At 71.7% G+C, this 26726-nt stretch carries 24 protein-coding genes; 9 read left to right on the top strand and 15 right to left on the bottom strand.

All coding sequences use genetic code 11. The features are described from left to right. Positions 1-132 precede the first annotated feature (132 nt). On the top strand, positions 133-1533 hold the full coding sequence (locus ABIC63_RS24515; protein WP_354321710.1) for an amidase family protein: 1401 nt from the start codon (positions 133-135) through the stop codon (positions 1531-1533). Between the two features lie 86 nt (positions 1534-1619). Here the strand turns inward: ABIC63_RS24515 and gap are convergent, their stop codons facing one another. Beyond that, the gene (gap, locus tag ABIC63_RS24510; RefSeq protein ID WP_354321709.1) at positions 1620-2618 is read right to left on the bottom strand and encodes a type I glyceraldehyde-3-phosphate dehydrogenase; all 999 of its coding nucleotides are present in this window, start codon (positions 2616-2618) and stop codon (positions 1620-1622) included. Between the two features lie 33 nt (positions 2619-2651). Next, a complete protein-coding gene (tkt, locus tag ABIC63_RS24505; RefSeq protein ID WP_354321708.1) occupies positions 2652-4685 on the bottom strand; it encodes a transketolase in 2034 nt (677 codons plus the stop codon). A gap of 199 nt (positions 4686-4884) precedes the next feature. Here tkt and speD point away from each other — a divergent pair, with 199 nt between their 5' ends. From speD to ABIC63_RS24490, 3 genes are read left to right on the top strand one after another with little or no spacing between them, the layout of a single operon-like run. Beyond that, a complete protein-coding gene (gene speD, locus ABIC63_RS24500) occupies positions 4885-5274 on the top strand; it encodes an adenosylmethionine decarboxylase (RefSeq protein ID WP_017759350.1) in 390 nt (129 codons plus the stop codon). A gap of 14 nt (positions 5275-5288) precedes the next feature. Continuing rightward, positions 5289-6014 carry a nucleotidyltransferase family protein gene (locus ABIC63_RS24495; protein ID WP_354321707.1) on the top strand — a complete coding sequence of 242 codons (726 nt, stop codon included), beginning with the start codon at positions 5289-5291 and terminating at the stop codon, positions 6012-6014. Further along, on the top strand, positions 6011-7402 hold the full coding sequence (locus tag ABIC63_RS24490) for an aminopeptidase P N-terminal domain-containing protein (RefSeq protein ID WP_354321706.1): 1392 nt from the start codon (positions 6011-6013) through the stop codon (positions 7400-7402). The genes ABIC63_RS24495 and ABIC63_RS24490 overlap by 4 nt, the downstream gene beginning before the upstream one ends. 35 nt (positions 7403-7437) lie before the next feature. Here the strand turns inward: ABIC63_RS24490 and ABIC63_RS24485 are convergent, their stop codons facing one another. The 3 genes from ABIC63_RS24485 to ABIC63_RS24475 form a co-directional block, all read right to left on the bottom strand. Next, positions 7438-8676 (bottom strand): NAD(P)/FAD-dependent oxidoreductase, encoded by a 1239-nt coding sequence (locus ABIC63_RS24485; RefSeq protein ID WP_354321705.1) that lies wholly within the window; start codon positions 8674-8676, stop codon positions 7438-7440. 5 nt (positions 8677-8681) lie between these two features. Then, positions 8682-9035 carry a RidA family protein gene (locus ABIC63_RS24480; protein ID WP_354321704.1) on the bottom strand — a complete coding sequence of 118 codons (354 nt, stop codon included), beginning with the start codon at positions 9033-9035 and terminating at the stop codon, positions 8682-8684. Positions 9036-9391: 356 nt separating this feature from the next. Further along, positions 9392-10348: a LysR family transcriptional regulator gene (locus tag ABIC63_RS24475; protein ID WP_354321703.1), complete on the bottom strand. Its 957-nt coding sequence runs from the start codon at positions 10346-10348 to the stop codon at positions 9392-9394. Between the two features lie 115 nt (positions 10349-10463). Between ABIC63_RS24475 and ABIC63_RS24470 the strand changes: the two genes are divergently transcribed. Beyond that, positions 10464-11480: a Bug family tripartite tricarboxylate transporter substrate binding protein gene (locus ABIC63_RS24470; RefSeq protein ID WP_502935910.1), complete on the top strand. Its 1017-nt coding sequence runs from the start codon at positions 10464-10466 to the stop codon at positions 11478-11480. Beyond that, the gene (locus ABIC63_RS24465; RefSeq protein WP_294377827.1) at positions 11480-13003 is read left to right on the top strand and encodes an amidase; all 1524 of its coding nucleotides are present in this window, start codon (positions 11480-11482) and stop codon (positions 13001-13003) included. The genes ABIC63_RS24470 and ABIC63_RS24465 overlap by 1 nt, the downstream gene beginning before the upstream one ends. Positions 13004-13027: 24 nt before the next feature. On the opposite strand, the gene ABIC63_RS24460 is transcribed toward ABIC63_RS24465, so the two are convergent. Continuing rightward, entirely contained in the window at positions 13028-13975 is a 948-nt protein-coding gene (locus ABIC63_RS24460; protein ID WP_354321702.1) for a polysaccharide deacetylase family protein, read from the bottom strand. Positions 13976-13986: 11 nt separating this feature from the next. Beyond that, positions 13987-14403 carry a nuclear transport factor 2 family protein gene (locus ABIC63_RS24455; RefSeq protein WP_114801576.1) on the bottom strand — a complete coding sequence of 139 codons (417 nt, stop codon included), beginning with the start codon at positions 14401-14403 and terminating at the stop codon, positions 13987-13989. 140 nt (positions 14404-14543) lie between these two features. Between ABIC63_RS24455 and ABIC63_RS24450 the strand changes: the two genes are divergently transcribed. Next, positions 14544-15800, top strand: coding sequence for a benzoate/H(+) symporter BenE family transporter (locus ABIC63_RS24450; protein ID WP_354321701.1), 1257 nt, complete (start codon positions 14544-14546; stop codon positions 15798-15800). Further along, a complete protein-coding gene (gshB, locus tag ABIC63_RS24445; protein ID WP_294377839.1) occupies positions 15797-16747 on the top strand; it encodes a glutathione synthase in 951 nt (316 codons plus the stop codon). Before ABIC63_RS24450 ends, gshB begins: the two co-directional genes overlap by 4 nt. A gap of 19 nt (positions 16748-16766) precedes the next feature. Here the strand turns inward: gshB and ABIC63_RS24440 are convergent, their stop codons facing one another. Continuing rightward, positions 16767-18047 carry a CaiB/BaiF CoA transferase family protein gene (locus ABIC63_RS24440; RefSeq protein WP_354321700.1) on the bottom strand — a complete coding sequence of 427 codons (1281 nt, stop codon included), beginning with the start codon at positions 18045-18047 and terminating at the stop codon, positions 16767-16769. A 147-nt stretch (positions 18048-18194) separates the two neighbouring features. Between ABIC63_RS24440 and ABIC63_RS24435 the strand changes: the two genes are divergently transcribed. Then, a complete protein-coding gene (locus ABIC63_RS24435; protein ID WP_354321699.1) occupies positions 18195-19109 on the top strand; it encodes a LysR family transcriptional regulator in 915 nt (304 codons plus the stop codon). An 18-nt stretch (positions 19110-19127) separates the two neighbouring features. Here ABIC63_RS24435 and ABIC63_RS24430 read toward each other — a convergent pair whose 3' ends face one another. From ABIC63_RS24430 to ABIC63_RS24400, 7 genes are read right to left on the bottom strand one after another with little or no spacing between them, the layout of a single operon-like run. Then, complete coding sequence (locus ABIC63_RS24430) at positions 19128-20285, bottom strand: acyl-CoA dehydrogenase family protein (protein ID WP_354321698.1); 1158 nt, start codon at positions 20283-20285, stop codon at positions 19128-19130. A 9-nt stretch (positions 20286-20294) separates the two neighbouring features. Next, positions 20295-21512 (bottom strand): thiolase family protein, encoded by a 1218-nt coding sequence (locus ABIC63_RS24425; RefSeq protein WP_354321697.1) that lies wholly within the window; start codon positions 21510-21512, stop codon positions 20295-20297. Then, a complete protein-coding gene (locus ABIC63_RS24420; protein WP_354321722.1) occupies positions 21509-21889 on the bottom strand; it encodes a Zn-ribbon domain-containing OB-fold protein in 381 nt (126 codons plus the stop codon). The genes ABIC63_RS24425 and ABIC63_RS24420 overlap by 4 nt, the downstream gene beginning before the upstream one ends. A gap of 27 nt (positions 21890-21916) precedes the next feature. Then, positions 21917-22909: a Bug family tripartite tricarboxylate transporter substrate binding protein gene (locus ABIC63_RS24415; protein ID WP_354321696.1), complete on the bottom strand. Its 993-nt coding sequence runs from the start codon at positions 22907-22909 to the stop codon at positions 21917-21919. A gap of 19 nt (positions 22910-22928) precedes the next feature. Beyond that, a complete protein-coding gene (locus ABIC63_RS24410; RefSeq protein ID WP_354321695.1) occupies positions 22929-24452 on the bottom strand; it encodes a class I adenylate-forming enzyme family protein in 1524 nt (507 codons plus the stop codon). A 1-nt stretch (position 24453) separates the two neighbouring features. Then, positions 24454-25446 carry a Bug family tripartite tricarboxylate transporter substrate binding protein gene (locus ABIC63_RS24405; protein WP_354321694.1) on the bottom strand — a complete coding sequence of 331 codons (993 nt, stop codon included), beginning with the start codon at positions 25444-25446 and terminating at the stop codon, positions 24454-24456. 52 nt (positions 25447-25498) lie between these two features. After that, on the bottom strand, positions 25499-26707 hold the full coding sequence (locus tag ABIC63_RS24400) for an acetyl-CoA C-acetyltransferase (RefSeq protein ID WP_354321693.1): 1209 nt from the start codon (positions 26705-26707) through the stop codon (positions 25499-25501). Positions 26708-26726: the final 19 nt, after the last annotated feature.

Raw genomic sequence — 26726 nt, 5'->3', positions numbered from 1 at the left:
CGCCAATCCGCCGGAGCCGGACGAATGCCGGTGCACCCGACATCCCCGGCCGGCGTACGGCGCGCCAGAATGGCCGGGTCCCCGCCACCCCACGGTCCCTCGCCGCACCTGCGGCCGCCGTCCTCTTCCGCCATGTCTTCGCCGACCGACTTCGCCACGCTGATCCACCAGGGCGCCACCGCCTGCGCCCGCGCCGTCGCCGCGGGCGAGGCCACGGCGCTCGAACTCTGCGACGCCGCCATCGCCGCCATCGAGGCGAAGGACGGTGCCTTGAATGCCGTCGTGCTGCGCGACTTCGATCGCGCGCGAGACCAGGCCCGGGCCGCCGACGCCCGGCGCGCGCAGGGCGAGCGGCCAGCGCTGCTGGGCGTGCCGATGACGGTGAAGGAATCCTTCAACATCGCCGGCCTGCCCACCAGCTGGGGCCTGCCGCCCTTCCGCGACTTCCGCCCGGCGACCGATGCGGCGGCGGTGCAGCGGCTCAAGGCCGCGGGCGCCGTCATCCTGGGCAAGACCAATGTGCCCGTGGCGCTGGCCGACTGGCAGACGGCCAACCCGATCCACGGCCGCACGGTGCATCCGCTGGACGCCTCGCGCACGCCGGGCGGCTCCTCGGGCGGCGGCGCGGCCGCGCTGGCGGCGGGCCTGGTGGCGCTGGAACTGGGTTCGGACCTGATGGGCTCGCTGCGCGTGCCCGCGCATTTCTGCGGCGTGTGGGCGCATAAGCCCAGCACCGGCATCCTGCCGATGCGCGGCCAGGCCTTTCCCGGCACGCCCGAAACGCTCGGCCCACCGCCGGACCTGCCGACGGTCATCGGCCCGCTGGCGCGCAATGCCGACGACCTGAGCCTGGCGCTGGACGTGCTCGCCGGCCCGGAGATGCCCATGGCCCAGGCCTGGCAGCTGCAACTGCCGCCGCCGCGGCAACCCGACCCGGCGCGCTGGCAGGTGCTGGTGCTGGACGCCCATCCGCTCGCGCCGGCCGACGCCGAGGTGCGCGGCGCGGTGGCCGAGGCGGCGCGGCGCCTGCAGGCACAGGGCGCCCGGATCGTCCGCCCGGACGAACTGCCGACCGGCGCCCTGCCCGACCTGGCGGTGCTGCACCGGGCCTACCAGCAGTGGGTGATGACGGTGCTCGGCGCCTTCGAGCCCGGCGCCGAGTGCGACCTGAACGCGCACGAATGGATCCGCCTGGTGGCCGACCGCGGCCGGCTGCGGGCGCAGTGCTTTGCGCTGCTGGAGCGGGTCGATGCCCTCGTGATGCCGGCCTTCGGCTGCGCCGCCTTCGCGCACCAGGACGATCCGGACTGGGGGCGGCGCACCCTGCGCATCGATGGCGAGGACACCCCTTACGAGGCCCAGGCCGCCTGGGCCAGCCTCGCCTCGCTGGCCAGCCTGCCCGCCACGGCCGTGCCGGTCATGGCGGGGGCGGGCGGGCTGCCGCTGGGTGTGCAGGTGATCGGCCCGTGGCTGCACGACCGCGGGACCATCGACGTGGCGCGTCGGATTGCGAGCGCGGGCCCGCGGGCATAACGGCGGACCGCCAAAAGAAAAGCGCGCCACGGGGGCGCGCTCTTCATCGCAGTCCAGGGCCGCGGGGGCAGCCCGTGCGGCGCTGCTTACTTGGCGACGACGCGGGTCATCTCCAGGCACTTGTTGGAGTAGCCCCATTCGTTGTCGTACCAGCTCACCAGCTTGACGAAAGTGCCGTCCAGCGCGATGCCGGCCTCGGCGTCGAAGATCGACGTGCGGGCATCGCCGCGGAAGTCGGTGGCCACCACCTTGTCCTCGGTGTAGCCCAGCACGCCCTTCAGGGCGCCTTCGCTCTGGGCCTTCATCTCGGCGCAGATGTCCTTGTAGCTGGCTTCCTTCGACAGCTCGACGGTCAGGTCGACCACCGACACGTCGGAGGTGGGAACGCGGAAGCTCATGCCGGTGAGCTTGCCCTTGAGCTCGGGCAGCACCACGCCCACGGCCTTGGCGGCGCCGGTGGAGCTGGGGATGATGTTTTCCAGGATGCCGCGGCCACCGCGCCAGTCCTTGTTGGACGGGCCGTCGACGGTCTTCTGCGTGGCGGTGGCGGCGTGCACGGTGGTCATCAGACCGCGCTTGATGCCCCACTTGTCGTGCAGCACCTTGGCCAGCGGGGCCAGGCAGTTGGTGGTGCACGAGGCGTTGGAGACGATGTCCTGGCCGGCGTAGCCGCTGCTGTTGACGCCGTACACGAACATGGGCGTGTCGTCCTTGGACGGGGCCGACATGATCACCTTCTTGGCGCCGGCGGCCAGGTGCTTGCCCGCGGTTTCCTTGGTGAGGAAAAGGCCGGTGGATTCGAGCACCACGGTGGCGCCGACTTCGTCCCACTTCAGGGCGGCGGGGTCGCGCTCCTGCGTCAGGCGGATCTTCTTGCCATTGACGATCAGCGTGTTGCCCTCGACGGCGATGTCGCCCTTGAAGCGGCCGTGCACCGAGTCGTACTGGAGCATGTAGGCCAGGTAGTCGGGCTCCAGCAGGTCGTTGATGCCCACGACTTCGATGTCGGGGAAGTTCTGAACCGCGGCGCGCAGCACGTTGCGGCCGATGCGGCCGAAGCCGTTGATACCCAGTTTGATGGTCATGCGAATGCTCCAGGAAGTTATGGAAAAACCAACTCAGTCGGCAAGGACGGCCTCGACCGTCGCCGCCACGTTCTCGGGCGTGAAGCCGAAGTGCTTGAACAGCACGCCGGCCGGCGCCGATTCGCCGTAGGTGTCGATGCCCACGACGGCGTCGACGCCGTATTTCCACCAGCCGCCGGTGCTGCCCATCTCCACGGCGATGCGCGGCAGGCCCTTGGGCAGCACGGACTTCTTGTACTTGACGTCCTGGCGGTCGAAGGTGGTGGTGCTGGGCATGGAGACCACGCGCACGGCAATCTTGCGGCTGGCCAGCAGCTCCTGCGCCTTGAGCGCCAGTTGCACCTCGGAGCCGGTGGCGATGATCACCGCCTTGGCCTTCTTCTTGAGGCCCACGCGCGAGGGCTCGGCCAGCACGTAGGCGCCGCGGCTGATGTCGGCCAGCTCGTCCTTGGGTGCGTAGTTCAGGTTCTGGCGCGACAGCAGCAGCGCGGTGGGCTGCGCCTTGTTGCGCAGGGCGCAGGCCCAGGCCACCACGGTCTCGGTGGTGTCGCCGGGGCGCCAGACGTCCAGGTTGGGGATCAGGCGCAGGCTGGCCGCATGCTCGATCGACTGGTGCGTGGGGCCGTCCTCGCCCAGGCCGATGGAGTCGTGCGTGAAGACATGGATCACCCGCTGCTTCATCAGCGCCGCCATGCGGATGGCGTTGCGGCTGTAGTCGCTGAAGGTCAGGAAGGTGCCGCCGTAGGGGATGTAGCCGCCGTGCAGCGCCACGCCGTTCATGATGGCGGCCATGCCGAATTCGCGCACGCCGTAGTTGATGTGGCGGCCGATGCGGCCGTCTTCGGTGCGCACCACGGCGCCGTCGGCGGCGAAGCGCAGGTCAGGCGTGGCGGCGGTCTTGGTCAGGTTGGAGCCCGTGAGGTCGGCGCTGCCGCCGAGCAGTTCGGGCAGCTGCACCGTCAGCGTCTCCAGCGCCAGCTGGCTGGCCTTGCGGCTGGCCACGGTTTCGGCCTTGGTGTGGGCGGCCAGCACGGCGTCGACCACCACCTGGTCGAAGGCGGCGGGCAGTTCGCCCTTCATGCGGCGCTCGAAGGCGGCGGCCAGGTCGGGGAAGGCCTGCGTGTAGGCGGCGAACTTCTCGTTCCAGGCGGCTTCGGCGGCCGCACCCTTGGCCTTGGCGTCCCAGTCCTGGTAGACGGCCTCGGGCAGCTCGAAGGGGGCGTGCTCCCAGCCCAGGGCCGAGCGGGTCAGGCCGATCTCGTCGGCGCCCAGCGGCTCGCCGTGGGCCTTGGCGGTGCCGGCGCGGTTGGGGCTGCCCTTGCCGATCTGCGTCTTGCAGACCACCAGCGTGGGCTTGCTGCCGTCGCCCATCTTGGCCTGGGCGACGGCGGCGGAGACGGCGGCCGCGTCATGGCCGTCCACCGGGCCGATGACGTTCCAGCCGCAGGCCTCGAAGCGCTTGGGCGTGTCGTCGATGAACCAGGGCGCGACCTTGCCATCGATGCTGATGCCGTTGTCGTCGTACAGGGCGATCAGCTTGCCGAGCTTCCAGGCGCCGGCCAGGGCGACGGCCTCGTGGCTGATGCCTTCCATCAGGCAGCCGTCGCCCAGAAAGACGTAGGTGTGGTGGTCGACGATGGCATGGCCGTCGCGGTTGAATTCGGCGGCCAGCAGCTTCTCGGCCAGCGCGAAGCCCACGGCATTGGTGATGCCCTGGCCCAGCGGGCCGGTCGTGGTTTCCACGCCGGGGGTGATGCCCACCTCGGGGTGGCCGGCGGTGCGGCTGTGCAGTTGGCGGAAGTTCTTCAGTTCCTCGATGGGGAGGTCGTAGCCCGTCAGGTGCAGCAGGGCATAGATCAGCATCGAGGCATGGCCGTTGGAGAGCACGAAGCGGTCGCGGTCGGCCCAGTGCGGATTGGCCGGGTTGTGCTTGAGGTGCTCGCCCCAGAGCGCCGCCGCCATGTCGGCCATGCCCATCGGGGCGCCGGGGTGCCCGGAGTTGGCTTGCTGGACGGCGTCCATCGCCAACGCGCGGATCGCGTTGGCCATCAGGGCTTGGTTGGCCATGAGAAAAGGCTTTCGGGGAGGTGTAGGAGGGGAGAACCCGCGATTTTAGCGAGGGGCGCCCGGGCCCCTCGCCGGGACGCTTCACACAGGTCAAGCGCTGTCAGCCTTGGTACAAGGCAGGACACAATCGTGTCCAATTTGCGAATAAATCAGTCGTACACCCTCCCCGTGCCCCGCACGGGACTGCTAGAGTCCACGCATGCACGGCCTGCACCTTACTGCCGACCTTCACGATTGCCAGTGCGATGACTTCTGGCTGACGGACGGCACCATCCTCCTCGAGTGTCTGACGCGCGCCGTTGCCGTCGCCAAATTGAAGGCGGTGGGGCAGCTGGCTCATCACTTTCCCTCCACCCCTGCCGGGCGCGGCGGCGTCACGGCGGCGCTGCTGCTCGCGGAATCCCATGTGTGCATCCACACCTGGCCCGAGCAAGGCAGCGTGACGCTCGATGTGTACGTCTGCAACTTCGGCGGCGACCATTCCGACGCCGCGAAGGCTTTGCAGGAGGCGCTGATCGTCCTGTTCTCGCCGCGGCACGTCGAACGCAACGTCCTGCACCGAGGCAGCGTGTCCCGCCACCTGGTGTGACGGTGACGCCGGCCATGGTCCTCGCCGCGGGCCGCGGCGAGCGCATGCGCCCGCTGACGGACCGGCAGCCCAAGCCGCTGCTCGATGTCCGGGGCAAGCCGCTGATGCAATGGCCCATGGAGGCGCTCGCGCGCGGCGGCTTCACCCGGCTGGTGGTCAACACGGCCTGGCTGGGCGAGCAGATCGAACAGCGTTTCGGCACCGCGCCGCAATGGGCCGGGGGCCTGGGCTCGCAGATCGCCTATTCGCACGAAGGCCGTGATTTCGGCGCGGCGCTGGAGACGGCCGGCGGCATCGCCCGCGCCCTGCCGCTGCTGGACGCCGAGCTCTTCTGGTGCCTGGCCGGCGATGTGTACGCGCCCGACTTCCATTTCACGCAGGCCCAGGTGCAGTCCTTCGCCGAGAGCGGCCGGCTGGCCCACCTGTGGCTGGTGCCCAATCCGCCGCACAACCCGCGCGGCGACTTCGGCATCGGCCAGAACGGCTCCGCGCTGAACCTGCCGGCCGACGACCCGGTGCCGCGCTACACCTTCTCCACCATCGGCCTGTACCGGCGCGAACTCTTCGCGCCGCCGTACTGCGACATCCCGCCCGGCAACCCGGCGGGCGTGAAGGCCGCGCTGGCGCCGCTGCTTCGGCGCGCCATGGACAATGGCCGCGTCAGTGCCCAGCTGCACACCGGCCGCTGGACCGACGTCGGCACCCCCGAGCGCCTCGCCCAACTCAACTCGTCGCCATGAACGCCAGTCCCTCCCTCTACGCCGGGCGCCGGGCCCGCCTTGCCGCCCAGCTCGGTGCCGACGGCATCGCCCTCATCCCCACCGCGCCCGAGCGCCAGCGCAACCGCGACAGCGACTTCCCCTACCGGCACGACAGCTACTTCCATTACCTGACCGGCTTCACCGAGCCCAACGCCTGGCTGGTGGTCGACGCCGCGGGCCGCAGCACGCTGTTCTGCCAGCCCAAGGACCTGGAGCGCGAGATCTGGGACGGTTACCGCCTCGGCCCCGAGGCTGCGCCCGAGCGCCTGGGCGTCGATGAAGCCTTCTCGGTTGCCGAACTCGACAGCCGCCTGCCGAAGCTGCTCGAGAACCGCGCCACCGTCTGGTACCCCTTCGCCACCCATCCCGGCCTGGAAGGGCGCGTCGACGGCTGGCTGCAGAAGGTGCGCGCCCGCGTGCGCTTCGGCGCCCTGTGCCCCGAGCAGCAGCGCGACCTGTGCGGCCCGCTGGACGAGATGCGCCTGGTCAAGGACGCGCATGAGCAGGACGTGATGCGCCGGGCCGCCGACATCAGCGCCCGCGCCCACATCCGTGCCATGCAGCTGAGCGCCCGCATGTTGCGCGAGGGCCGCGACGTGCGCGAGTACCACCTCGACGCCGAGCTGCTGCACGAATTCCGCCTGGGCGGCTCCCAGTTCCCGGCCTACGGCTCCATCGTGGCGGCCGGCGCCAATGCCTGCGTGCTGCACTACCGCGCCGACGTGGCGCCCGTGCGCGCCGGCGAGCTGGTGCTGATCGATGCCGGCTGCGAGCTCGACAGCTACGCCAGCGACATCACCCGCACCTTCCCGGCCGACGGCAGTTTCACCGGCCCGCAGCGCGCGCTGTACGACCTGGTGCTCGCCAGCCAGGAAGCGGCCGTGGCCGCCACCAAGGCCGGCAACCGCTTCAACGATCCGCACGAGGCCACGGTGCGCGTGCTGTCGCAGGGCATGCTCGACCTGGGCCTGCTCGACGCCAACAAGGTGGGCAGCGTGGACGATGTGATCGAGCAGCGCGCCTACTTCCGTTACTACATGCACCGCACCGGCCACTGGCTGGGCATGGACGTGCACGACTGCGGCAGCTACGTGGAGCCCACGCAGGTGGGCGAGATCAGCGAGCGGCGCGACCCGCTCTCGGGCGAGGTGATCAAGAACCGCCCCAGCCGCATCCTCCAGCCCGGCATGGTGCTGACCATCGAGCCGGGCATCTACGTGCGCGCTGGCGACGACGTGCCCGCGCAGTTCCACAACATCGGCATCCGCATCGAGGACGACGCCATCGTCACCGCCACGGGCTGCGAGCTGATCACGCGCGGCGTGCCGGTGGACGGCGACGAGATCGAAGCGCTGATGCGCGGCTGATCGGGCGGCATCCTGCCGCCCAGCCCGCCCGACGTTCAGCCGAAACGCCGCGCCGAGTAGGGCGCCGCATCCACCATCGTCGGCCCGCCCTCGATGAGTTCCGCCAGCAGCCGGCCGCTGGCCGGGCCCAGCGTGAAGCCCTGGTGCGCATGGCCGAAGTTGAACCACAGGCCGCGGTGACGCGGGGCGGCCCCGATCACCGGCAGCATGTCGGCGGTGCAGGGCCGGGCGCCCAGCCAGGGCTCGCCTTCCACCGGATGCGGCAGGTCGAGCAGTTCGCGGGCATAGGTCTCGGCGCGCGTGAGCTGCCAGGGCGTGGGCGCGGCATCCTGGCGGGCGAATTCGGCGCCGGTCGTGATGCGGGCGCCGCGCCGCATCGGCGCGATCACCAGGCCGCGGTCCAGGTCGTACACCGGTCGGCGCAGTGTGGGGCCACCGGTGTAGTGCCGGTGGTAGCCGCGCTTGACGAAGAGCGGCAGCCGGTAGCCCAGGGGCTTGAGCAGCCGGTCGGCCCAGGGGCCCAGGGCGACCACGGCGTCCTGCGCCTCCACCGGCCCGCGCGTGGTCTGCACGCGCCAGCCCTGGGCGGTCGCCGTCAGCGTGGCGGCGTCGCCCTGCACCAGCACGCCGCCGAGCTGCTGGAAATGCGCGGCATAGCGGGCCACCAGCTCGCCCGGGTCGCTCACGCACCACGGGTCCTGCCAATGCAGCGCGCCGGGCAGGGGCTGCGTGAGGGCGGGTTCTTCGGCGCCCAGGGCGGCGCCGTCGAGGGCGCGCACCCGCAGGCCGTGCCGGGCCGCGGTGGCCTCGGCATCGCGGCGCGCCTGCGCAAAGCTGGCAGCGTCGCGGAACACGTGCAGGTAGCCGTCGCGCTGCACCAGGTCGTCGGCGCCGGCGGCTGCGATCAGCGGGGCATGCTCGCTCGTCGAATGTTCGATCAGGCGCGCATAGGCCGCGGCGATGGGCGCATAGCGCTCGGGCGCCGAGTTGCGCCAGTAGCGCGACAGCCCGGCTGCCACCGCCGGCAGTGCGCCAAGATGCCAGTTGACGTCGGCCCCGCGCTTGAGCGCCACGCCGGCCAGCTTGGCCAGGCTGCGCGGAAAGGCATAGGGCGACACGGCCTCGCGCTGGATGATGCCGGCGTTGCCGTACGAGGTCTCGCGCCCCGGCAGGCCGCGGTCGACCAGGGCCACCGAATGGCCGCGCATCGCCAGATGGAGGGCGGTGCAGGTGCCGACCATGCCGGCGCCGAGCACGAGGATCTCGCGGCCCATGGGCGTCAGGCCTTCTGCTGGGCGATGACGGTCAGTTCCACCAGCGCGCCCGGCAGCATCAGGTCCGTGCGCACGGTGGTGCGCACCGGCCGCGGCTCGGCGAAGGCGGCGGCATAGATGCCGTTGAAGGCGGCGAAGTCGGCTGCATCGACGAGGTAGGCCGTCACGCTGACCACGTCCGACAACGCCAGGCCCTGGCCGGCGAGCGTGGCCGCGATGCGCTCCAGGCACAGGCGGGTCTGGGCCTCGATGCCGGCCGGCACCGAGCCATCGGCGGCGATGCCCAGTTCACCGGAAAGGAAGACGAGCGGGCCGACGGTGCGGACCTTGGAGAAGGGCAGGGCGGAGGTCTGAGTCATGAGGGGTGCCGGCGCCGAGCGCCGGCCCTGAAGGTGGGGAAGCGGCGCCATCCAGCGCCGAAGGCGATTATTCCGCCGGCTGCATTGCCGACCAATGTGTGCTTCGCAAGATCGTATTGCCGATTGGGCAATGCGTTCACGCTCCGAGCCCGAGTGGCCGCGTGGGGCGGAACTGTCCGCCAGGGCACCCGAGGAACCGGCTTTGCCGGGCCTCTGGGTGCGCCCACCCTCCAAGCCGAAGGCGCCAGAGAGGGGCTGAGGTCCGCGGCTCCGAGCCTGCCAATGCAGGCTTGGACGTGCCCGAAGAGCAGCCGCCTCTGGCGGCCGCCCGGAGCCGCGAAGCGGCATGGGGAGTGTCACTCCAATGTTTTGCGCAGGTGGTCGATGAAGGCCCGCGCCGCATCCGGCAGATGACGGCCGGCCATGGTCTGCACCTCGAAGTGGCGCTCGTTCATCTCGCGGTCGCGCAGCGGGATGGCCACCACGGCACGGTTGTGCAGCTGCTGGCGCAGCGCCAGCTCGCCGCAGAAGGTGACGGCCTGGGTGTGGGTCGCGTACTGGATCAGCGGATAGAGGTGGTCGCTGGTGATCACCGGCTGCAGGACCAGGCCCTGCCGGCTGCTGCTGATGTCCAGCAACTGCCGCAGCGTGGAGGTGCCGGCCGGCAGCGCCAGCGGCCAGGCCAGCAGCTGCGCCAGCGACACCTGCCGGCGATCGGCCAGCGGATGGGCGGGCGCCACCACCGCCATCACCGGCGATGGATGGCGGAAGGCCACCTGCAGGCCGCTCTCCGAGCTGAGGCTCACCGTCACGCCCAGGTCCACCAGCCCCTCGCGCACGCGGCGCGCCACCTCGCGCTGCACCGCCATGTCCAGCTGGAAGCGGATGCCCGGGCAGCGCGCCTGGAAGTCCGCCACCACCGCGGGCAGGAACTCGTAGGCGAAGCCCTCGGTCGCCACGATGCGCACCTCGCCCTGACGCAGGCCGCGCAGGGCCAGGATGTCGTCGGTCACGCGCTCGATGTCCAGCCAGGCGCGCCGGGCATGGGCGGCCAGCAGTTCGCCGGCGGAATTGAGCGTCATGCCGCGGGCGCGACGCTCGAACAGCAGGGTGTCCAGCTCGCGCTCCAGCCGGCCGATCTGCCGGCTGACGGCCGAGGGCGCCACGTCCAGTCGGGCCGCGGCCTCGGTGACCGAGCCGGCGCGCGCCACCTCCAGGAAGTAGCGCAGGGCCACCTCCTGCAGCACGCGCTGGTTGGGATCGCGCCGTGCAGGCTTGGCGGCGGGGGTGGACGCGGGCGGGGGAGAAGCCATCGGATGCGGTGCCAGAATATTGCCGAATCGGCAATGAAGGTTTAAGAGCCTTGTGCTTGCTGCACGGGAGGCGCGTTTCTAGCATGCGGCCATCGTCTTCCGAAAGGCCTGCGCCATGACCTTCGCGCCCATCCCCGCTTTCCGTCCTGCCTCGGTGTCCCGCCGTGCCGCCGTGTGCGGCCTGCTCGCGCTGGCCGCCACCGCCGGCGCGCTTCCTGCCATGGCGCAGCCGGACTATCCCAGCCGTCCGATCACGCTGGTGATCCCCTTCCCGCCCGGCGGCAGCGCCGACGTCATCGGCCGGCTGATGGGCCAGCGGATCTCGACCGCCCTGGGCCAGCCGGTGGTGGTGGACAACCGCCCGGGCGCCGGCACGGCCATCGCCGCCGGCTACGTCGCGAAGGCGCCCGCGGACGGTTACACGCTGCTGCTGGGCTCGCCCTCCACCTTCACGGCCAACCCGGCCATCCGCAGCAACCTGCCCTACGACCCGGTCAAGAGCTACGACCCCATCGCCATCGTGGCGCGCATCCCGCTGGTGCTGCTGGCCAACAAGGACGTGCCGATCAACACGGTGAAGGAATTCGTCGCCGCCGCCAAGGCCTCGCCCGAGAAGTATTCGTACGCCTCCTTCGGTGCGGGCACCACCTCGCACTTCGCGGGCGAGATCATCCTGGGCGCCGTCGGCGCGAAGATGCTGCATGTGCCCTACAAGGGCAGCGCTCCGGCCATGACCGACCTGATCGGCGGCCAGGTGCCCTTCTCGGTGGACACCGTCACCGCCGCCATTCCGCAGCTCAAGGGCGGCAAGGTCAAGGCCATCGCCGTGACCACGGCCAAGCGCTCGTCGCAGCTGCCGAACGTGCCCACCTTCGCCGAGGCGGGCTACCCGGACATCGACGTCGACACCTGGATCATGCTGGTCGCGCCCAAGGGCACGCCCGCGCCGGTGCGCGAGCGGCTGGAGAAGGCCATCGCGCAGATCGTCGCCTCGCCCGATGCCAAGGCCGCGCTCGCGGCCCAGGGCGCGGAGCCCGCTTTCGCCGGCCAGGCCGCGTCCGCGAAGCAGATCGAGAACGAGCTGCCCCTCATGCGCGCGGTCGCGCAACGCGCCAACATCAAGGCAGATTGATGGCCGAACTCGTCGAACTCTCCGCCGTCGAGCAGCGCCGCCTGATCGGTGCGCGCCAGCTCTCGCCCGTCGAACTGCTGGAGGCGTGCATCGCGCGCATCGAGCAGGTCAACCCCTTCGTCAATGCCGTCACCGCCACCTGCTTCGAGCGGGCGCAGGGCGAGGCTCGCGCCGCCGAGCAGGCCGTGATGCGCGGCGAGCCCCTGGGCCTGCTGCACGGCCTGCCGCTGGGTGTGAAGGACCTGGAGCCCACGGCCGGCCTGCTCTCCACCTCGGGTACGCCCAGCCTGCGCAACCATGTGCCGGCGCAGGACATCGAGCTGGTGCGGCGCCTGCGCGCGGCCGGCGCCATCGTGGCCGGCAAGACCAACGTGCCCGAGATGGGCGCAGGCGCCAACAGCCGCAACCCGGTGTGGGGCGCCACGGGCAACCCCTTCGATCCCAACCTCAATGCCGGCGGTTCCTCCGGCGGCTCGGCCGCGGCGCTGGCGCTGGACATGCTGCCGGTGTGCACCGGCTCGGACACCGGCGGCTCGCTGCGCATCCCGGCCGCCAAATGCGGCGTGGTGGGCCTGCGCCCCTCGCCCGGCGTGGTGCCCAGCGTGCGCAAGCCGATGGGCTGGTCGCCCATCTCGGTGGTCGGGCCCATGGGCCGCAGCGTGGCCGATGCCTGCCTGCAACTGGCGGCCACCGCGGGCCCGCATGCGGGCGATCCGCTCAGTCATCCGCTCGACGCCATGGCCTTCCTGGCGCCGCGCACGGCCGACCTGTCGCGACTGCGCGTGGCCTGGACTGAGGACTTCGGCTGCTGCGACGTCGACCCGGTGGTGCGCCGCGCCTTCCGCGAGAAGATGGCCGCCATGCGCCACCTGTTCGCCACCTGCGACGAGGTGCCGTTCGCGCTGGGCGAGGTGCACCGCTGCTTCGACGTGCTGCGCGCCGAGGCCTTCGTGGCCGGCATGCGCGAGACCTACGAGCGCAACCCCGAAAGCCTGGGGCCCAATCCGCGTGCCAACTACGAGATGGGCGTGCGCATGAGCCTGCTCGACAGCGCCTGGGCGCAGACCGAGCAGACGCGCATCATCGGCCGCTTCCAGAAGGTGTTCGAGGGCTACGACCTGGTCATGTCGCCCACCACGCCGGTCTCGCCCTTCCCGTGGACGCTGCCGTACGCCGCGGAGGTGGACGGCCGCCCGCAGGAGAACTACTACCGCTGGCTGGCGCTGACCTATGTGGTCACGCTCACCACGCATCCGTCCATCAGCCTGCCCTGCGGGACGGACGAGCGCGGCATGCCCTTCGGCCTGCAGGTGACGGGCACCTTCCGCGGCGACCTGCCGCTGCTGTCGGCCTCGCTGGCCATGGAGCAGGCCTTTGCCCTGTCGCCGACGCTGGCGCGGCCGCGGCCGGACATCGCGAAGTTGCGGCCGGCCGACCCGCCGCTGAAGAGCATCGTCACCGCCGCGCCGGACGATCCCCGGGCCAGCCGGCCCACCGAGGCGGGCGCCGCCTCGGTCGTGTGACCGCCTGGGCGCGCGGTGGGGCCTTCAGTCGAAGGCCCCCGCCGGCGCCTCGGCCGCCACCGCCTCCATGTGCCGCGCGATGGCGCCGGGCGTGGTGAACCACACGCGGCCCTCGTCGCGTGCCCGGGCCAGGTGGCCCAGCACCTCGCGCAGGTGCCGCAGCCGGTACGGCTGGCCCACGATGTAGGGATGCAGCGCCAGCCCCATCACCAGCGGCTGGGCCTGCGACTGCATCAGCATCTCCTCGAAGTTGTCCACCACCATGTCGCAGAAGGCGCGCGAGTCCATCTGGCGCGCCACGATCATCGGAATGTCGTTCAACTCCTGCGGATAGGGCACCGCCCACAGCCGCCCGCCGCCGCGGGTGCGCATGCGCATCGGTTGGTCGTCGTGGCACCAGTTGAGCGTGTAGCCGTAGCCGGTCTCGGCCAGCAGGTCGGGCGTGAGGTGGCTCTCGGAGATCCACGGCGACAGCCATCCGGCCGGCGCCTGGCCGCTCTCGCGCTCGATGCGGTCGCGGCAGCGCTGCAGCAGGGCGCGTTCCTCGTCCTCCGACAGCTGGCCCTGGCGCTCGGCGTTGCTGTGGCCGTGGCCGATCAGCTCGTCGCCGCGGGCCGCGAAGGCCTGCACGAGTTCGGGGCAGTGGTCGTACAGGGCGGTGTTGATCAGCGTGCCGGTGGGCAGGCCCAGCTGGTCGAAGAGTTCCAGACAGCGCCAGGCGCCCACGCGGTTGCCGTATTCGCGCCAACCGTGGTTGAGCACATCCGGGTGCGGCGAGGCCGGGCCGATGCAGGCGCCCAGGCCGTCGCCGAAGGCGAAGTGCTCGATGTTGAAGCCCAGGTACACCGCCAGCCGCGCGCCATTGGGCCAGGCGTAGTCGTGGCGGCGGGTGATGGGCCGGTAGTCGAAGCGGTCATGCCCCGGCAGGCGCTCGGGCCAGCGGGTGCGGGCGGGGTCGTGCGGCGTGCTCATCGGCTGCTGGTTCACAGCGTGGCCAGGCCGGCGCGCACCAGCAGCCATTCGGCGCTGTCGTTCCACACGTCCATCTGCACGATCAGGCCGCGGCGCACCACGTAGCGGTCCACGTAGCGGTTGCCTTCGAAGGGCGTGCCGTCGGGCCAGGCGCCGTAGAGCGTGCCGAGGCTGTAGACCACGGTCTCGTCCTCGCTGCCGCCGGCCACGGTCTCGGTGCGCTCGATCTTCTTCTTCACCCAGGCGTAGCGCTTGGCGTTGAAGGCCGAGGTGTCGCCCGGCGCCGTCATCGGCCGGTTGCCGGTGAAGCGGATGCGGATGTCGGGCGCGGTGTAGCGCGAGGCCGAGGCCGGGTCGGGAATCATCACGAGGCGCAGGAACTCGTCCACGATCTCGGCGGGGGTGGTGGGTTGGGCGGTGGTCGTCATCGATGCTTTGGGGGCTTGGGCGAAAGGGGCGGGCGCGTGCAAGCCACGTGCCCGGGGTGCGGCTGGGTCAGTGTCCCCGCGTCGGCGCCCTCGGTCGAGCCCCCGGCGGCCGACAGGCCCGCCCGGCACAATCGCCGGCTATGCGTTTCTTCCGGGATGTCAACCTGCCCGCCTTCACCGCCGGCTTCGTCGCGGTGCTGGTGGGCTTCACCAGTTCGGTGGCCATCGTGTTCCAGGCCGCGCAGGCCTTCGGTGCCGATTCCGCCCAGATCGCCTCCTGGATGTGGGCGCTGGGCCTCGGCATGGGCCTGGCCACCGCCATCCCGTCGCTGTGGCTGCGCAAGCCCGTGATGGTGGCCTGGAGCACGCCCGGCGCCGCCGTGCTGGCCACCGCCGGCGCGGGCTATTCGATGGGCGAGGCCGTGGGCGCCTTCATCGTCTGCGCGGCGCTCATCACGCTGGCCGGCGCCACCGGCTGGTTCGAGCGGGTGATGAACCGCATCCCCATGGCCATCGCCTCGGCCCTGCTGGCGGGCGTGCTGGCGCGCTTCGGCCTCTCGGCCTTCACGGCGGCGCAGACGGCGCTGCCGCTGGTGCTGCTGATGCTGGCGACCTACCTGGCGGGCAAGCGCTGGCTGCCGCGTTACGCCGTGCCGCTGACGCTGGCGGTGGCCATCGCCTATGCGGCCGTGCGCGGCCAGCTGGCCTGGAGCACGGTGCATTTCTCGCTAGCCATGCCGGTGTTCACGATGCCGCAGTTCACGTGGCAGGCGGCCGTCAGCCTGGCGCTGCCGCTCTTCGTCGTGACCATGGCCTCGCAGAACCTGCCGGGCGTGGCCGCCATCCGCGCCGCGGGCTACGACATGCCGATCAGCAAGCTCATCACGCTGACCGGCGTGGCCACGCTGCTGCTGGCGCCGTTTGGCGGCTATGCGCTCAACCTGAGCGCGATCACCGCCGCCATCTGCATGGGCCGCGAGGCGCACGAGGATCCGCACAAGCGCTACACCGCCGCCGTGTGCTGCGGGCTCATCTATGTGCTCATCGGCTGCTTCGGCGCCGCGGTGGCTGGGCTGCTCACGGCCTTCCCGAAGGAACTGGTGGCGGCCATCGCCGGACTGGCGCTGCTGTCGACCATCGGCGGCGGCCTGGCCACGGCCCTGCGCGACGAGGCGCATCGCGAGGCGGCGCTCATCACCTTTTTGGTCACGCTGTCGGGCGTGACCCTCTTCGGCATCGGCTCGGCCTTCTGGGGCGTGGTGGCCGGTGCGGCCGCGCTGCTGGTGCAGCAGGCCGGCCGGTCAAAGACCGCCGCCGGCAAGGACATCGCACCTGCCTGCAAGATCAGGCTGGACGCCCGCCAGGGCGGCCACGACAACACGCACAAGCCATCATGAACTTCCTCTTCGTCGCCGATCCGCTCGACCTGTTCAAGACCTACAAGGACACCACCTTCTCGATGATGCGCGAGGCCCAGCGGCGCGGCCACCGCATCGCCGCCTGCCTGCCGCAGGACCTGGGCTGGCGCTCCGGCGGCGTGGTCGAGGCCGAGGTGCTGCGCATCACCCTGACCGGCGATGCCGACGACTGGTACACCGTGGACCTGCGCGAGCGCGTGGCCCTGAAGGACTTCGACGCCGTGCTCATGCGCAAGGACCCGCCCTTCGACGCCGAGTACATCTACGCCACCCACCTGCTGGAGCAGGCCGAGCGCGAGGGCGCGCGCGTGGTCAACAAGCCGCGGGCGCTGCGCGACCATCCGGAAAAGCTGGCGATCATGGAGTTCCCGGAATTCACCGCGCCCACGCTGGTCACGCGCAGCGACGCGGCGGTGCGCGCCTTCCATGCCGAGCATGGCGACATCATCCTCAAGCCGCTGGACGGCATGGGCGGCATGGGCATCTTCCGCGTCAAGCAGGATGCGCTGAACCTCGGCTCCATCATCGAGACGCTCAACAAGGGCGGCGCCGAGACGATCATGGTCCAGCGCTTCGTGCCCGAGATCAGCCAGGGCGACAAACGCGTGCTGGTGATCGCCGGCCAGCCGGTGCCCTATTGCCTGGCGCGCATTCCCCAGGGCACCGAGGTGCGCGGCAACCTGGCGGCCGGCGGCAAGGGCGTGGCCCAGCCGCTGTCGGCCGACGACCGCCGCATCGCCGAGGCCATCGGCCCCAAGCTCTTCGCGCGCGGACTGCTGCTGATCGGCCTGGACGTGATCGGCGGCTCGCTCACCGAGATCAACGTCACAAGTCCGACCTGCTTCCAGGAAATCCACGACCAGACCGGCTGCGACGTGCCGGCGCTGTTCGTCGATGCGCTGGAGGCGCAGGTCAAGGCCGCCTGAGCGGCCCTGCGCCTGCGGCTCAGAGCACGCCGCGGGCGCGCAGGCCGGCGATGTCGTCGGCGCCCAGGCCCAGCCGTTCCGCCAGCACCGCGTCGGTGTGCTGGCCCAGCGCCGGTGGCGCATGGCGCAGGGTGGGCGGGGTCTCCGACAGGCGCAGCGGGCTGGCGGCCGTGACCACGCGGTCCACCTTTTCGCCGGCCGGGCGCTCGCCGTCGGCATAGCGGCGCTGCGTCACCGCAAGGCCGCGAGCCTGCACCTGCGCATCGTCGAAGGCCTGGCCGATGTCGTTGATGGCGCCGCAGGGCACGGCCTTGTCCTCCAGCAGCACGATCCATTCGGCCGTCGGGCGCTGGCGCGTCACGGCGTCCATCATCGGGATCAGCGCCGCACGGTGCACCACGCGTGCCGCGTTGGTGGCGAAGCGCGGCTCCTGCGCCCAGCCGGCGCCGGCGGCGGCGCAGAAGCGCGCGAACTGCCCGTCGTTGCCGATGGCCAGCAGCATGCGGCCGTCGGCGGTCGGAAAGTCCTGGTAGGGCACCACGCTGGGGTGGCTGTTGCCCAGGCGGCCCGGCACCTGGCCGCTGTTGAGGTAGCCTGCACCCTGGTTGGCCAGCACGGCCATGGCCACGTCCATCAGCGCCATGTCGATGTGCTGGCCGCGGCCGGTGCGGTGGCGCGCCTCCAGCGCGCCCAGGATGGCGGTGGTGGCGTACATGCCGGTGAACAGGTCGATCACCGCCACGCCCACCCGCAGCGGGCCGCCGCCGGGCTCGTCGTCGGGGCGGCCGGTCACGCTCATCAGGCCGCTCATGGCCTGCACCAGCAGGTCGTAGCCCGCGCGCGGCGCGTAGGGGCCGGTGTGGCCGAAGCCGGTGACCGAGCAGTAGATCAGCCGCGGGTTCAGCGCCGACAGGCTGGCGTAGTCGAGCCCGTAGCGCGCCAGGCCGCCGGTCTTGAAGTTCTCCACCACCACGTCGCTCTGCGCCGCCAGCGCGCGGATCAGTTGCTGGCCCTCGGCGGTGGCCATGTCCACCGTGACCGAGCGCTTGTTGCGGTTGCAGGCGGCGAAGTAGCAGGCCTGGTCGGTGGGCTGGCCGTTTTCGTCCGCGAAGAAGGGCGGGCCCCAGCGGCGGGTGTCGTCGCCTTCACCGGGCTTCTCGATCTTGATGACGTCGGCGCCCAGGTCGGCCAGGTTCTGCGTGCACCAGGGCCCGGCCAGCACGCGCGAGAGATCGAGCACCCGCAGGTGCGAAAGCGCGCCGGCAGGCGCTCCGGTGGCAGGCGTCGGGGCAACGGTCATCGCAGGCTTGTCTCCACGGCGCAGAGCAGGCCGCCGGCCCATGCTACGGGCGGCGGCGGGCGCTGCGCTTTTCATTTGTGGAAGGCGGGCTTCCACCGAGGCGGGCAGGGCCTTCGCGTCGAAAGCCCCTTCCTAGAATGCCCGCCCATGGCCATGCATTTCGACCTGGTGGACCTGCGCCTGATGGTGCACATCGCCGACGCCAACAGCATGACGCGTGGCGCGGAGCTGTCCTTCATCTCGCTGCCCGCGGCCAGCACCCGCATCAAGAACCTGGAGGAGGGCATCGGTACCAAGCTGCTCTTCCGCACCAACCAGGGCGTGACGCTCACGCCGCCCGGCCAGGCGCTGGTGACGCATGCGCGCGCCGTGCTCGGCCAGATCGAGCACCTGCGCGGCGACATGCAGGAGTACGTGCGCGGCATCAAGGGCCATGTGCGGGTGTTCGCCAACACCACCTCGCTCAGCGAGTTCCTGCCGCCGGTGCTGCGGCACTTCCTGCGGTGCAACCCGGACGTCAACATCGACCTGCGCGAGCGCCTGTCGCACGACATCGTGCGCGCGGTGATGGACGGCCAGACCGACATCGGCATCGTGGCCGGCCTGGTGCGCACCGAGGACCTGGAGACGCTGCCCTACCGCCGCGACCGGCTGGTGCTGGTGGTGCCGCAAGGCCATGCGCTGCAGGCCGAGGCGCAGATCGACTTCGCCGACACGCTGGCATTCGACCATGTGGGCCTGCACGAGTCCAGCGCCATCCATGCCTTCCTGCGCCAGGCCAGCGACCAGCTGCACAAGCCCATCAAGCAACGCATCCAGGTGGGCAACTTCGAGACCGCCTGCCGCATGATCGCCTCCGGCGTGGGCGTGGGCGTGCTGCCCGAATCGGCCGCCAGCCGCCATGCGCAGGCCATGGCCATCGGCATCGTGCCGCTGTCGGACGCGTGGTCGGTGCGCGAGATGCAGATCTGCATGCGCCGGCGCGAGACGCTGCCCGCCTTCGCGCAGGAGCTGGTGGCGCTGCTGGTGGCCGACGCGCAGGGCCGGCTCGACCCGGACTGACCCCACCCGCCTGCAGACTCAGGCCACGCGCCCGTCGCGCGCCATGGCCCGCGCGATGATGATCTGCTGGATCTGCGTCGTGCCCTCGTACAGGCGAAGCAGCCGCACGTCGCGGTAGAAGCGTTCGATGCCGTACTCGGCCATGTAGCCCGCGCCGCCCAGGATCTGCACCGCGCGGTCCGCGATGCGGCCGCAGGCCTCGGTGGCGAACATCTTGGCGCTCGAGGCCTCGATGGCCACCGACCGGCCGTCGTCGCGGCGGCGCGCGGCCTCCAGCGTCATCGATTCGGCGGCGAACAGCTCGGCCTGGCTGTCGGCCAGCATGGCCTGCACCAGCTGGAAGTCGGCCACCGGCTGGCCGAACTGGCGGCGGTCCATCGCATAGGCCAGCGCGTCGCGCAGGATGCGCCGCGCCAGGCCCACCGCGACGGCCGCGATGTGGATGCGGCCCTTCTCCAGCACCTTCATCGCGGTGCGGAAGCCCTGGCCCTCGCGGCCGCCGATGAGGTTGGCGGCCGGCACCCGCACGTCGTCGAAGATCACGTCGCAGGTATGGGCGCCGCGCTGGCCCATCTTGCGGTCGGGCTTGCCGAAGCGGATGCCCGGCGTGCGCGCGTCGACGATGAAGGCCGAGATGCCGCCCGCGCCCTTGTCCTGCGGATCGGTGCGCGCCATGAGCGTGAACATGCCCGCATGCGGCGCATTGGTGATGTAGCGCTTGCTGCCGTTGACCACGTAGTGGTCGCCGTCGCGGATGGCCGTGGTGCGCAGCGAGGCGGCGTCCGAGCCGGCCTCGGGTTCGGTCAGCGCGAAGGACGCGATCAGCTCGCCGCTGGCCAACCGGGGCAGCCAGTCGCGCTGCTGCTCGGGCGTGCCGTCGATCAGGATGCCCTGCGAGCCGATGCCCACGTTGGTGCCGATCACCGAGCGGAAGGCGGGCGAGGTCTGGCACAGCGCGAACAGCACCCGCGCCTCTTCTTCCATGGTGAGGCCGAGGCCGCCATGCTGCTCGGGGATCGACAGGCCGAACAGGCCCAGCGCGCGCATGTCCTGCACGATGTCGGCGGGCACCTGGTCGGTGCGCTCCACGGCGTCTTCGGCCGGCACGAGGCGCTCGCGCACGAAGCGGTTCACGCTGTCGAGCAGCGCATCGAGGATCTGGGGATCGCGGATCATGGGTCTTCCTTAAAGGGCGTCGGCCGTGCCCAGCACGGCGGTGGATTGGCTGGACAGCGTGCCGCCGTTGCCGTGGACCACGGCGGTGCGGTGCGTCGCCAGCTGGCGCTGGCCGGCTTGGCCGCGCAACTGCCGCACGGCCTCGATCAGGGCGAAGATGCCGTACATGCCCGGGTGCACGCAGGACAGTCCGCCGCCGTTGGTGTTGACGGCCAGCCGCCCGCCCGGGGCGATGGCGCCGCCTTCCACGAAGGGGCCGCCCTCGCCCTTGGCGCAGAAGCCCAGGTCCTCCAGGAACAGCAGCGTGTTGATGGTGAAGGCGTCGTAGAGCTGGGCCATGTCCATGTCGGCCGGGCCCAGGCCCGCCATGGCGAAGGCCTGCGCGCCCGACTGTGCGGCGGCGGTGGTGGTGAGCACCGGCATGCACGAGATCTGGCGGTGCCACATCGCGGTGGCCGTGCCCAGCACATGCACCGGCGGCTGCGGCAGGTCGCGCGCCCGGTCGGCGCGCACCAGCACCAGGGCGCCGCCGCCGTCGGTCACCAGGCAGCAGTCGAGCACGCCGAGCGGGCTGGCGATGGGGCGGGCTGCGAGCACGTCGTCGACCGTGAGCGGGTCGCGCCGGAAGGCCTCGGGATTGCGCTGGGCCCAGGCGCGGGCGGCCACGGCCACCTCGGCCAGCTGGGTGCGCGTGGTGCCGAACTCGTGCATGTGGCGCGCCGCGGCCAGCGCATAGGCGGTCACGGGCAGCACCGGCTCGTAGGGAAACTCGAAGGGCTGCGGATCGAGGAAGCGCCGCGCGGCCTGCATCTCCCGCCGGCCGAAGCTGGCCGAGCGCTGCGCGCTGCCGTAGCACACCAGCACCGCCTTGCACTGGCCCGCCTCCAGCGCACGGATGGCCGGCAGCAGGTGGGCGATGAAGCTGCTGCCGCCCAGCATGGTGCCGTCCACGTAGCTGGGGTTGAGGCCCAGGTGCTCGACCACCGGCATGGCCCACATGCTGGCCGACACGCTGCAGGTGGCGATGCCGTCGATGTCCTGCATCGTCAGGCCCGCATCGGCCACCGCCGCATGGGCGGCGCGCACCAGCAGCGTCATGTCGTCCATGCCCGGCGATTCGCCGCAGCCGTAGGTGGCGGCACCGGCGATGGCGACGCGGCCCCGCAGACCGCGGTTGACGGCGCCGGCATCCAGCGTCGAGCGGGGAATCTGTCCGGCCGTGGTCATGCCGCACCGCCTTCCTCGGGATGGAAGAGCACCAGCCCGCGGCCCTCGCGCTGGACGACGCGCGCCTTCACGCGCTGGCCGATGCGAACGGCCTCGGGCGCGACGCCTTCCACGCGGCTCATCATGCGCACGCCCTCGTCGAGGTCGATCAGCGACACGTTGTAGGGGCCGCCGTCCTCGGCCTTGCGGTGGACCGTGCTGGCCGAATGGACCTGGCCGGTGCCGCGCGCCCGCACCCAGCGCAGCGGGGCGGCGCCGCAGTGGGGGCAGAGTTCGCGCGGCGTGAAGACATGGCGGCCGCACTGCGGGCAATGCTGCAGGCAGAAGCGGCCGGCATCCAGCTCTGCCTGGTAGTGGGCGCCCGCGCCGACGTGCATGGTGTGAGAGGGTGTGCTGGACATGGGTCAGGACACCGTGATGCCGGCCGTCTTGATGACCTTGGCCCACTTGGCCATCTCGTTGTGCAGCCGCTGGCGCAGCGCCTCCTGCGTGCCGGGGTCGGCCTCGGCGCCCGCGTCCAGCAGCCGCTGGCGCACGGCCGGGTCGTTGAAGGCGGTGTTGAAGTCGGCGTTGATGCGCTCCAGCACCGGCTGCGGCGTGCGCGCCGGCGCGAACAGCGCCGCCCAGGAATAGGCCTCGTAGCCCGGCAGGCCGGACTCGGCCACCGTGGGCACCGACGGCAGCATGGCCGAGCGCTGCGGGCTGGCCACTCCCAGCACCTTGATGCGGCCGGAGCGGATGTGCGGCAGCGCCGTCGGTGCGTCGCTGAACATCAGCTGCACCTGCCCGCCCAGCAGGTCGTTCATGGCCGGCGCGCTGCCCTTGTAGGGCACATGCAGCAGCTTGGTGCCGGCCTCCATGTTGAACAGCTCGCCCGCCAAGTGCGTGCCGCCGCCGTTGCCGGAGGAGCCGAAGCTCAGCTGGCTGCCGGGCTTCTTCGCCAGCGCGATCAGCTCGGTGATGGTGTTGGCGGGCACCGCGGCATTGGCGACCACGAACACCGGGAACACCGCCGCGAAGCTCACCGGCGCGAAGTCCTTCTCGATGTCGTAGGGCAGCTTGCCCATGAGCGAAGGATTGACCGAATGGTGGATGGCGCCCACGAACAGGCTGTAGCCGTCGGGCGCCTCCTTGGCCGCCACCGTGGCGCCCACGGTGCCGCCGGCACCGGCGCGGTTGTCGATGAGGGTGGGGGTCTTCCAGATCTCCGACAGCCGCTGGCTGGCGATGCGCGCCGTGGTGTCCACCGGCCCGCCGGGCGGAAAGGGCACGATGAAGCGCACCGGGCGGCTGGGCCAGGGCTCGGCCGCCAGGGCACCGAGCGGCCAGGCGGCGGCGCTGAGCAGGCCACCGGCCAACAGGCGGCGGCGGGTGGAATCGACGGGGGCGATGGGCATGGCGGTGTCTCCTTCTTGTTCAGGGCGTCGGCGCTTCGGCCCATTCGCGCAGCACGCGCCGCAGGACCTTGCCGTTGGTGTTGGTGGGCAGCTCGTCCAGCGCCACGATGCGCGCCGGGCGCTTGTAGGGCGCCAGCAGCGGGCGCAGGTGGGCCTGCAGCGCCGCGGCGTCGAGCAGCGCGCCGCGGCGCAACTCGACATAGGCCACGATGGCCTCGTTGCCGTCGTCCTCGGGGCAGCCGACCACGGCCGAGCGCTGCACGGCGGGATGGGTGTTCAGTGCCAGCTCCACCTCCGCCGGGTACACGTTGAAGCCCGAGCGGATGATCATTTCCTTCAGCCGGCCGACCACGAAGAGCGCGCCGTCCGCCGCCAGCTCGCCCAGATCGCCGCTGGCATACCAGCCGCCCGGGCGCATGGCGGCCGCGGTGGCCTCGACGTCGCGGAAGTAGCCGGGCATCAGGCCGCGGCCGCGGATCCACAGTTCGCCGCGCTCGCCCGCGGGCAGCAGCCGGCCCGTCGCGGGCTCCACCACCTGCAGCTCGGCCTCGGCCACGCGGTGGCCGGCGCTGGTGTCGTCGCGCGGCTCGCCCAGTCGGGTGATGTGCACCGAGCCCGCGTATTCGGACAGGCCGTAGCCGTGGTGCAGCACCTGGCCGAAGGCGGCTTCCACGCGCCGCTTGAGCGCCAGGTCCAGCGGGCCGGCGCCGGTGTAGAGGTAGCGAAGCTCGGGCGCCGCGGGCCGCGCGATGCCCGCGTGCTCCAGGTGCGCCAGCAGGCGCGAGAACAGCGCCGGCGGGCCCTGCAGCTGCGAGACGCCTTCATGGGCCAGCGCGTGCAGCAGGTCCTGCGGCTCGAACTGCGGCCGCATCACCAGCTGCGCGCCGGCCAGCAGCGAACTGATCAGCACCGTGCCCAGGCCGAAGATGTGCGTCATCGGCACGAAGGCATAGCTGCGGTCCTCCGGCCCCAGTTGGCGCGAGGCGCCCGACACGCGCGCGAAGTGCAGCAGCGCGTCGTGGGTGAGCATCACGGCCTTGGGCCGGCCGGTGGTGCCCGAGGTGAAGATCAGCGCGGCCACCGCGCCGCGCTCGCCCGGCGTCGGGTCGGGCTCCGGCCGGGCGGCGGGGCGCACGGCGCTGCGATACAGGCCGGGCACTGCCGACGGCACGGCGCCCATCCGCGTGGCATGGGCGGCGGCGCTGTCGCTGGCCTGGCTCGTGAAGTACACCACCCGGGCATCCGCGGTGGCGTCGAAGCCTTCCACCTCGGCCGGCGCCATGCGGGCGTTGACGCCGCAGGACCAGGCGCCGACCCGGCTGCAGGCCAGGATCAGCGCCGCATGCTCGGGGCAGTTCTCGGCCACGACCATCACGCGGTCGCCGGGCCGCACGTGCAGCGCGCGCAGCTCGGCCTCGGCCACGTCGGTCAGTGCGCCCAGCTCGGCAAAGCTCAGGCTGCGCCCATCGGGCAGGTGGATGAAGGGCCGCTGCGGCGCATCGGCCAGCCAGCGGTCCAGGGCATGGTGCAGGCGGGTGGGCATGTCAATCGACGGTGATGCCCTGGGTGACCGTGGACCACATCGCCCGCTCCTGCGCGGCGCGTTCGGCCAGCTTCTGCGGCGAGCCGGTCCATTCGTCGTAGCCCAGCTCCTTCAGGCGCCGGGCCAGGGCCGGCTGCGCCAGCGTGGCGGTGATGGCGCGGTTGAGGCTTTCCACCTTGGCCGCGGGCAGGTCCTTCGGTCCGTAGATGCCGTACCAGCCGCCCACGTCGAAGCCCTCCAGCCCGGCGATGCCCGACTCGGCCAGCGTGGGCACGTCCGGCAGCGTGGCATTGCGCTGCGGCGAGGTCACGGCGATGGGCCGCACCTTGCCCGCCGCGATGTAGGTGCCGGCGGTGCTGATGATGTCCATCATCATGTCGATCTGGCCGCCGATCAGGTCGGTCATGGCCGGCGCATTGCCCTTGTAGGGAATGTGATTGAGCGCGATGCCGCTGCGCTTGGCGAACAGCAGCACGCCCAGGTGGTTGGAGCCGCCCACGCCGGCCGATCCGTAGCTCAGCTTGCCCGGGTGCGCCTTGGCATGGGTCACCAGCTCGCGCGTGGTCCTGAAGGGCTCGTCGTTGTTGGCCACCAGCACGTTGTAGTAGCTCAGCACCGGCGCCACGGGCGTCAGGTCGCGGGCCGGATCGAAGGGCATGCGCGCCATCACGTTGGGGCTGATGGTGATGGTGGGGCTGGCCGCGAAGAAGAGCGTCAGGCCGTCGGGCTTGGCACGCACCACCTCGCCGCCGGCCAGGGTGGCATTGGCGCCGGGCTTGTTCTCCACCAGCACCGGCGCGCCCAGCTCGCGCGAGAGCGCGACGGCCACAAGGCGCGCGCCCTGGTCCACCGGGCCGCCGGCCGCGTAGCCGACGACGAGGCGCACCGTCTGGTTGTCCTGCGCCAGGGCAGGCGGCAGCGCGAGGGCGGCCGCAAGGGCCAGGGCGGCCTGCAGCAACGGGCGCCGGGCAAGAGGGGGGCGGGGGCGGGCCATGGGGTTGTCTCCTTGTTGTCGAATGAACGGGTGGCCGGCGGCAGGCCGGTGCTCAGGCGCGTTCGAACACGGCCGCGATGCCCTGGCCGCCGCCGATGCACATGGTCTCCAGCGCATAGCGGCCCTGGCGGCGCTGCAGCTCGTGCATCAGCGTGGCCAGGATGCGCACGCCGGTCGCGCCGATGGGATGGCCCAGCGAGATGCCCGAGCCGTTGACGTTGAGCTTGTGGTCGATGGCGTCCCGGTCCTGCCAGTCCCAGCCCTGCAGCACGGCCAGCACCTGGCAGGCGAAGGCCTCGTTGAGTTCGACCAGGTCCATCTGGTCCAGCGTGAGGCCCAGGCGCTGGAGCAGCTTCTTGGTGGCGGGCACCGGGCCGATGCCCATGTGCGAGGGCTCGCAGCCGGCCGCGGCCCAGCCCACGAGCGTGCCCATGGGCGTGAGGCCCAGCGCGGCCAGCTTGTCCTCGGCCACCACCAGGCAGGCCGCGGCGGCATCGTTCTGCTGGCTGGCGTTGCCGGCGGTGACGCTGCCCTCGGCCATCAGCGGCCGCAGCCGCCCGAGGCTCTGGGCGGTGGTGTCGGGGCGGATGCCTTCGTCGCGCGCGAAGCGCAGGGCCTCGCCCTTGCGCTGCGGCACTGTCACCGGCACCACCTCGGCGTCGAAGCGGCCGGCCTCCCATGCGGCGGCGGCGCGGGCATGGCTGCGCGCGGCGAAGGCATCGGCGGCCTCGCGGGCGATGCCGTGGTCGCGCGCCAGGTTCTCGGCCGTCTCGATCATTCCGGAGATGCGGCCGAAGCGCTCGACCGGCTGCGAGCGCTCGCGCCCGCGTTCGAGCCGGTCGTAGAAGCGCACGTTGCCCGCGCGCGCACCCCAGCGCATGTCGGTGCTGTAGTACTCGATGTTGCTCATGCTCTCCACGCCGCCCGCCAGCACCACGTCGGCCGCGCCGCTCTGCACCATCATGGCGGCCGTCACCACGGCCTGCAGACCGCCGCCGCAGCGCCGGTCCAGCTGCATGCCGGGCACCTCCACCGGCAGGCCGGCCTGCAGCGCGGCCCAGCGGCCCACGCAGGGCACCTCGCTGTTGGCATAGGACTGGGCGAACACCACGTCGTCGATGCGGGCCGGGTCGACGCCGCTGCGGTCGACGACGGCGCGCACCACGGTGGCGGCCAGTTCCTCGACGGGCACGGGCCGCAGGCTGCCGCCGAAGGCGCCGACGGGCGTGCGCAGGGGGGTGACGATGGCGGCTCGGCGCATGGGGACTCCTGGGGCGATG

The sequence above is a fragment of the Pseudacidovorax sp. 1753 genome (assembly GCF_040544975.1).
GTDB lineage: Bacteria > Pseudomonadota > Gammaproteobacteria > Burkholderiales > Burkholderiaceae_C > Xenophilus.
This window is presented reverse-complemented; position numbering and strand designations above follow the sequence as displayed.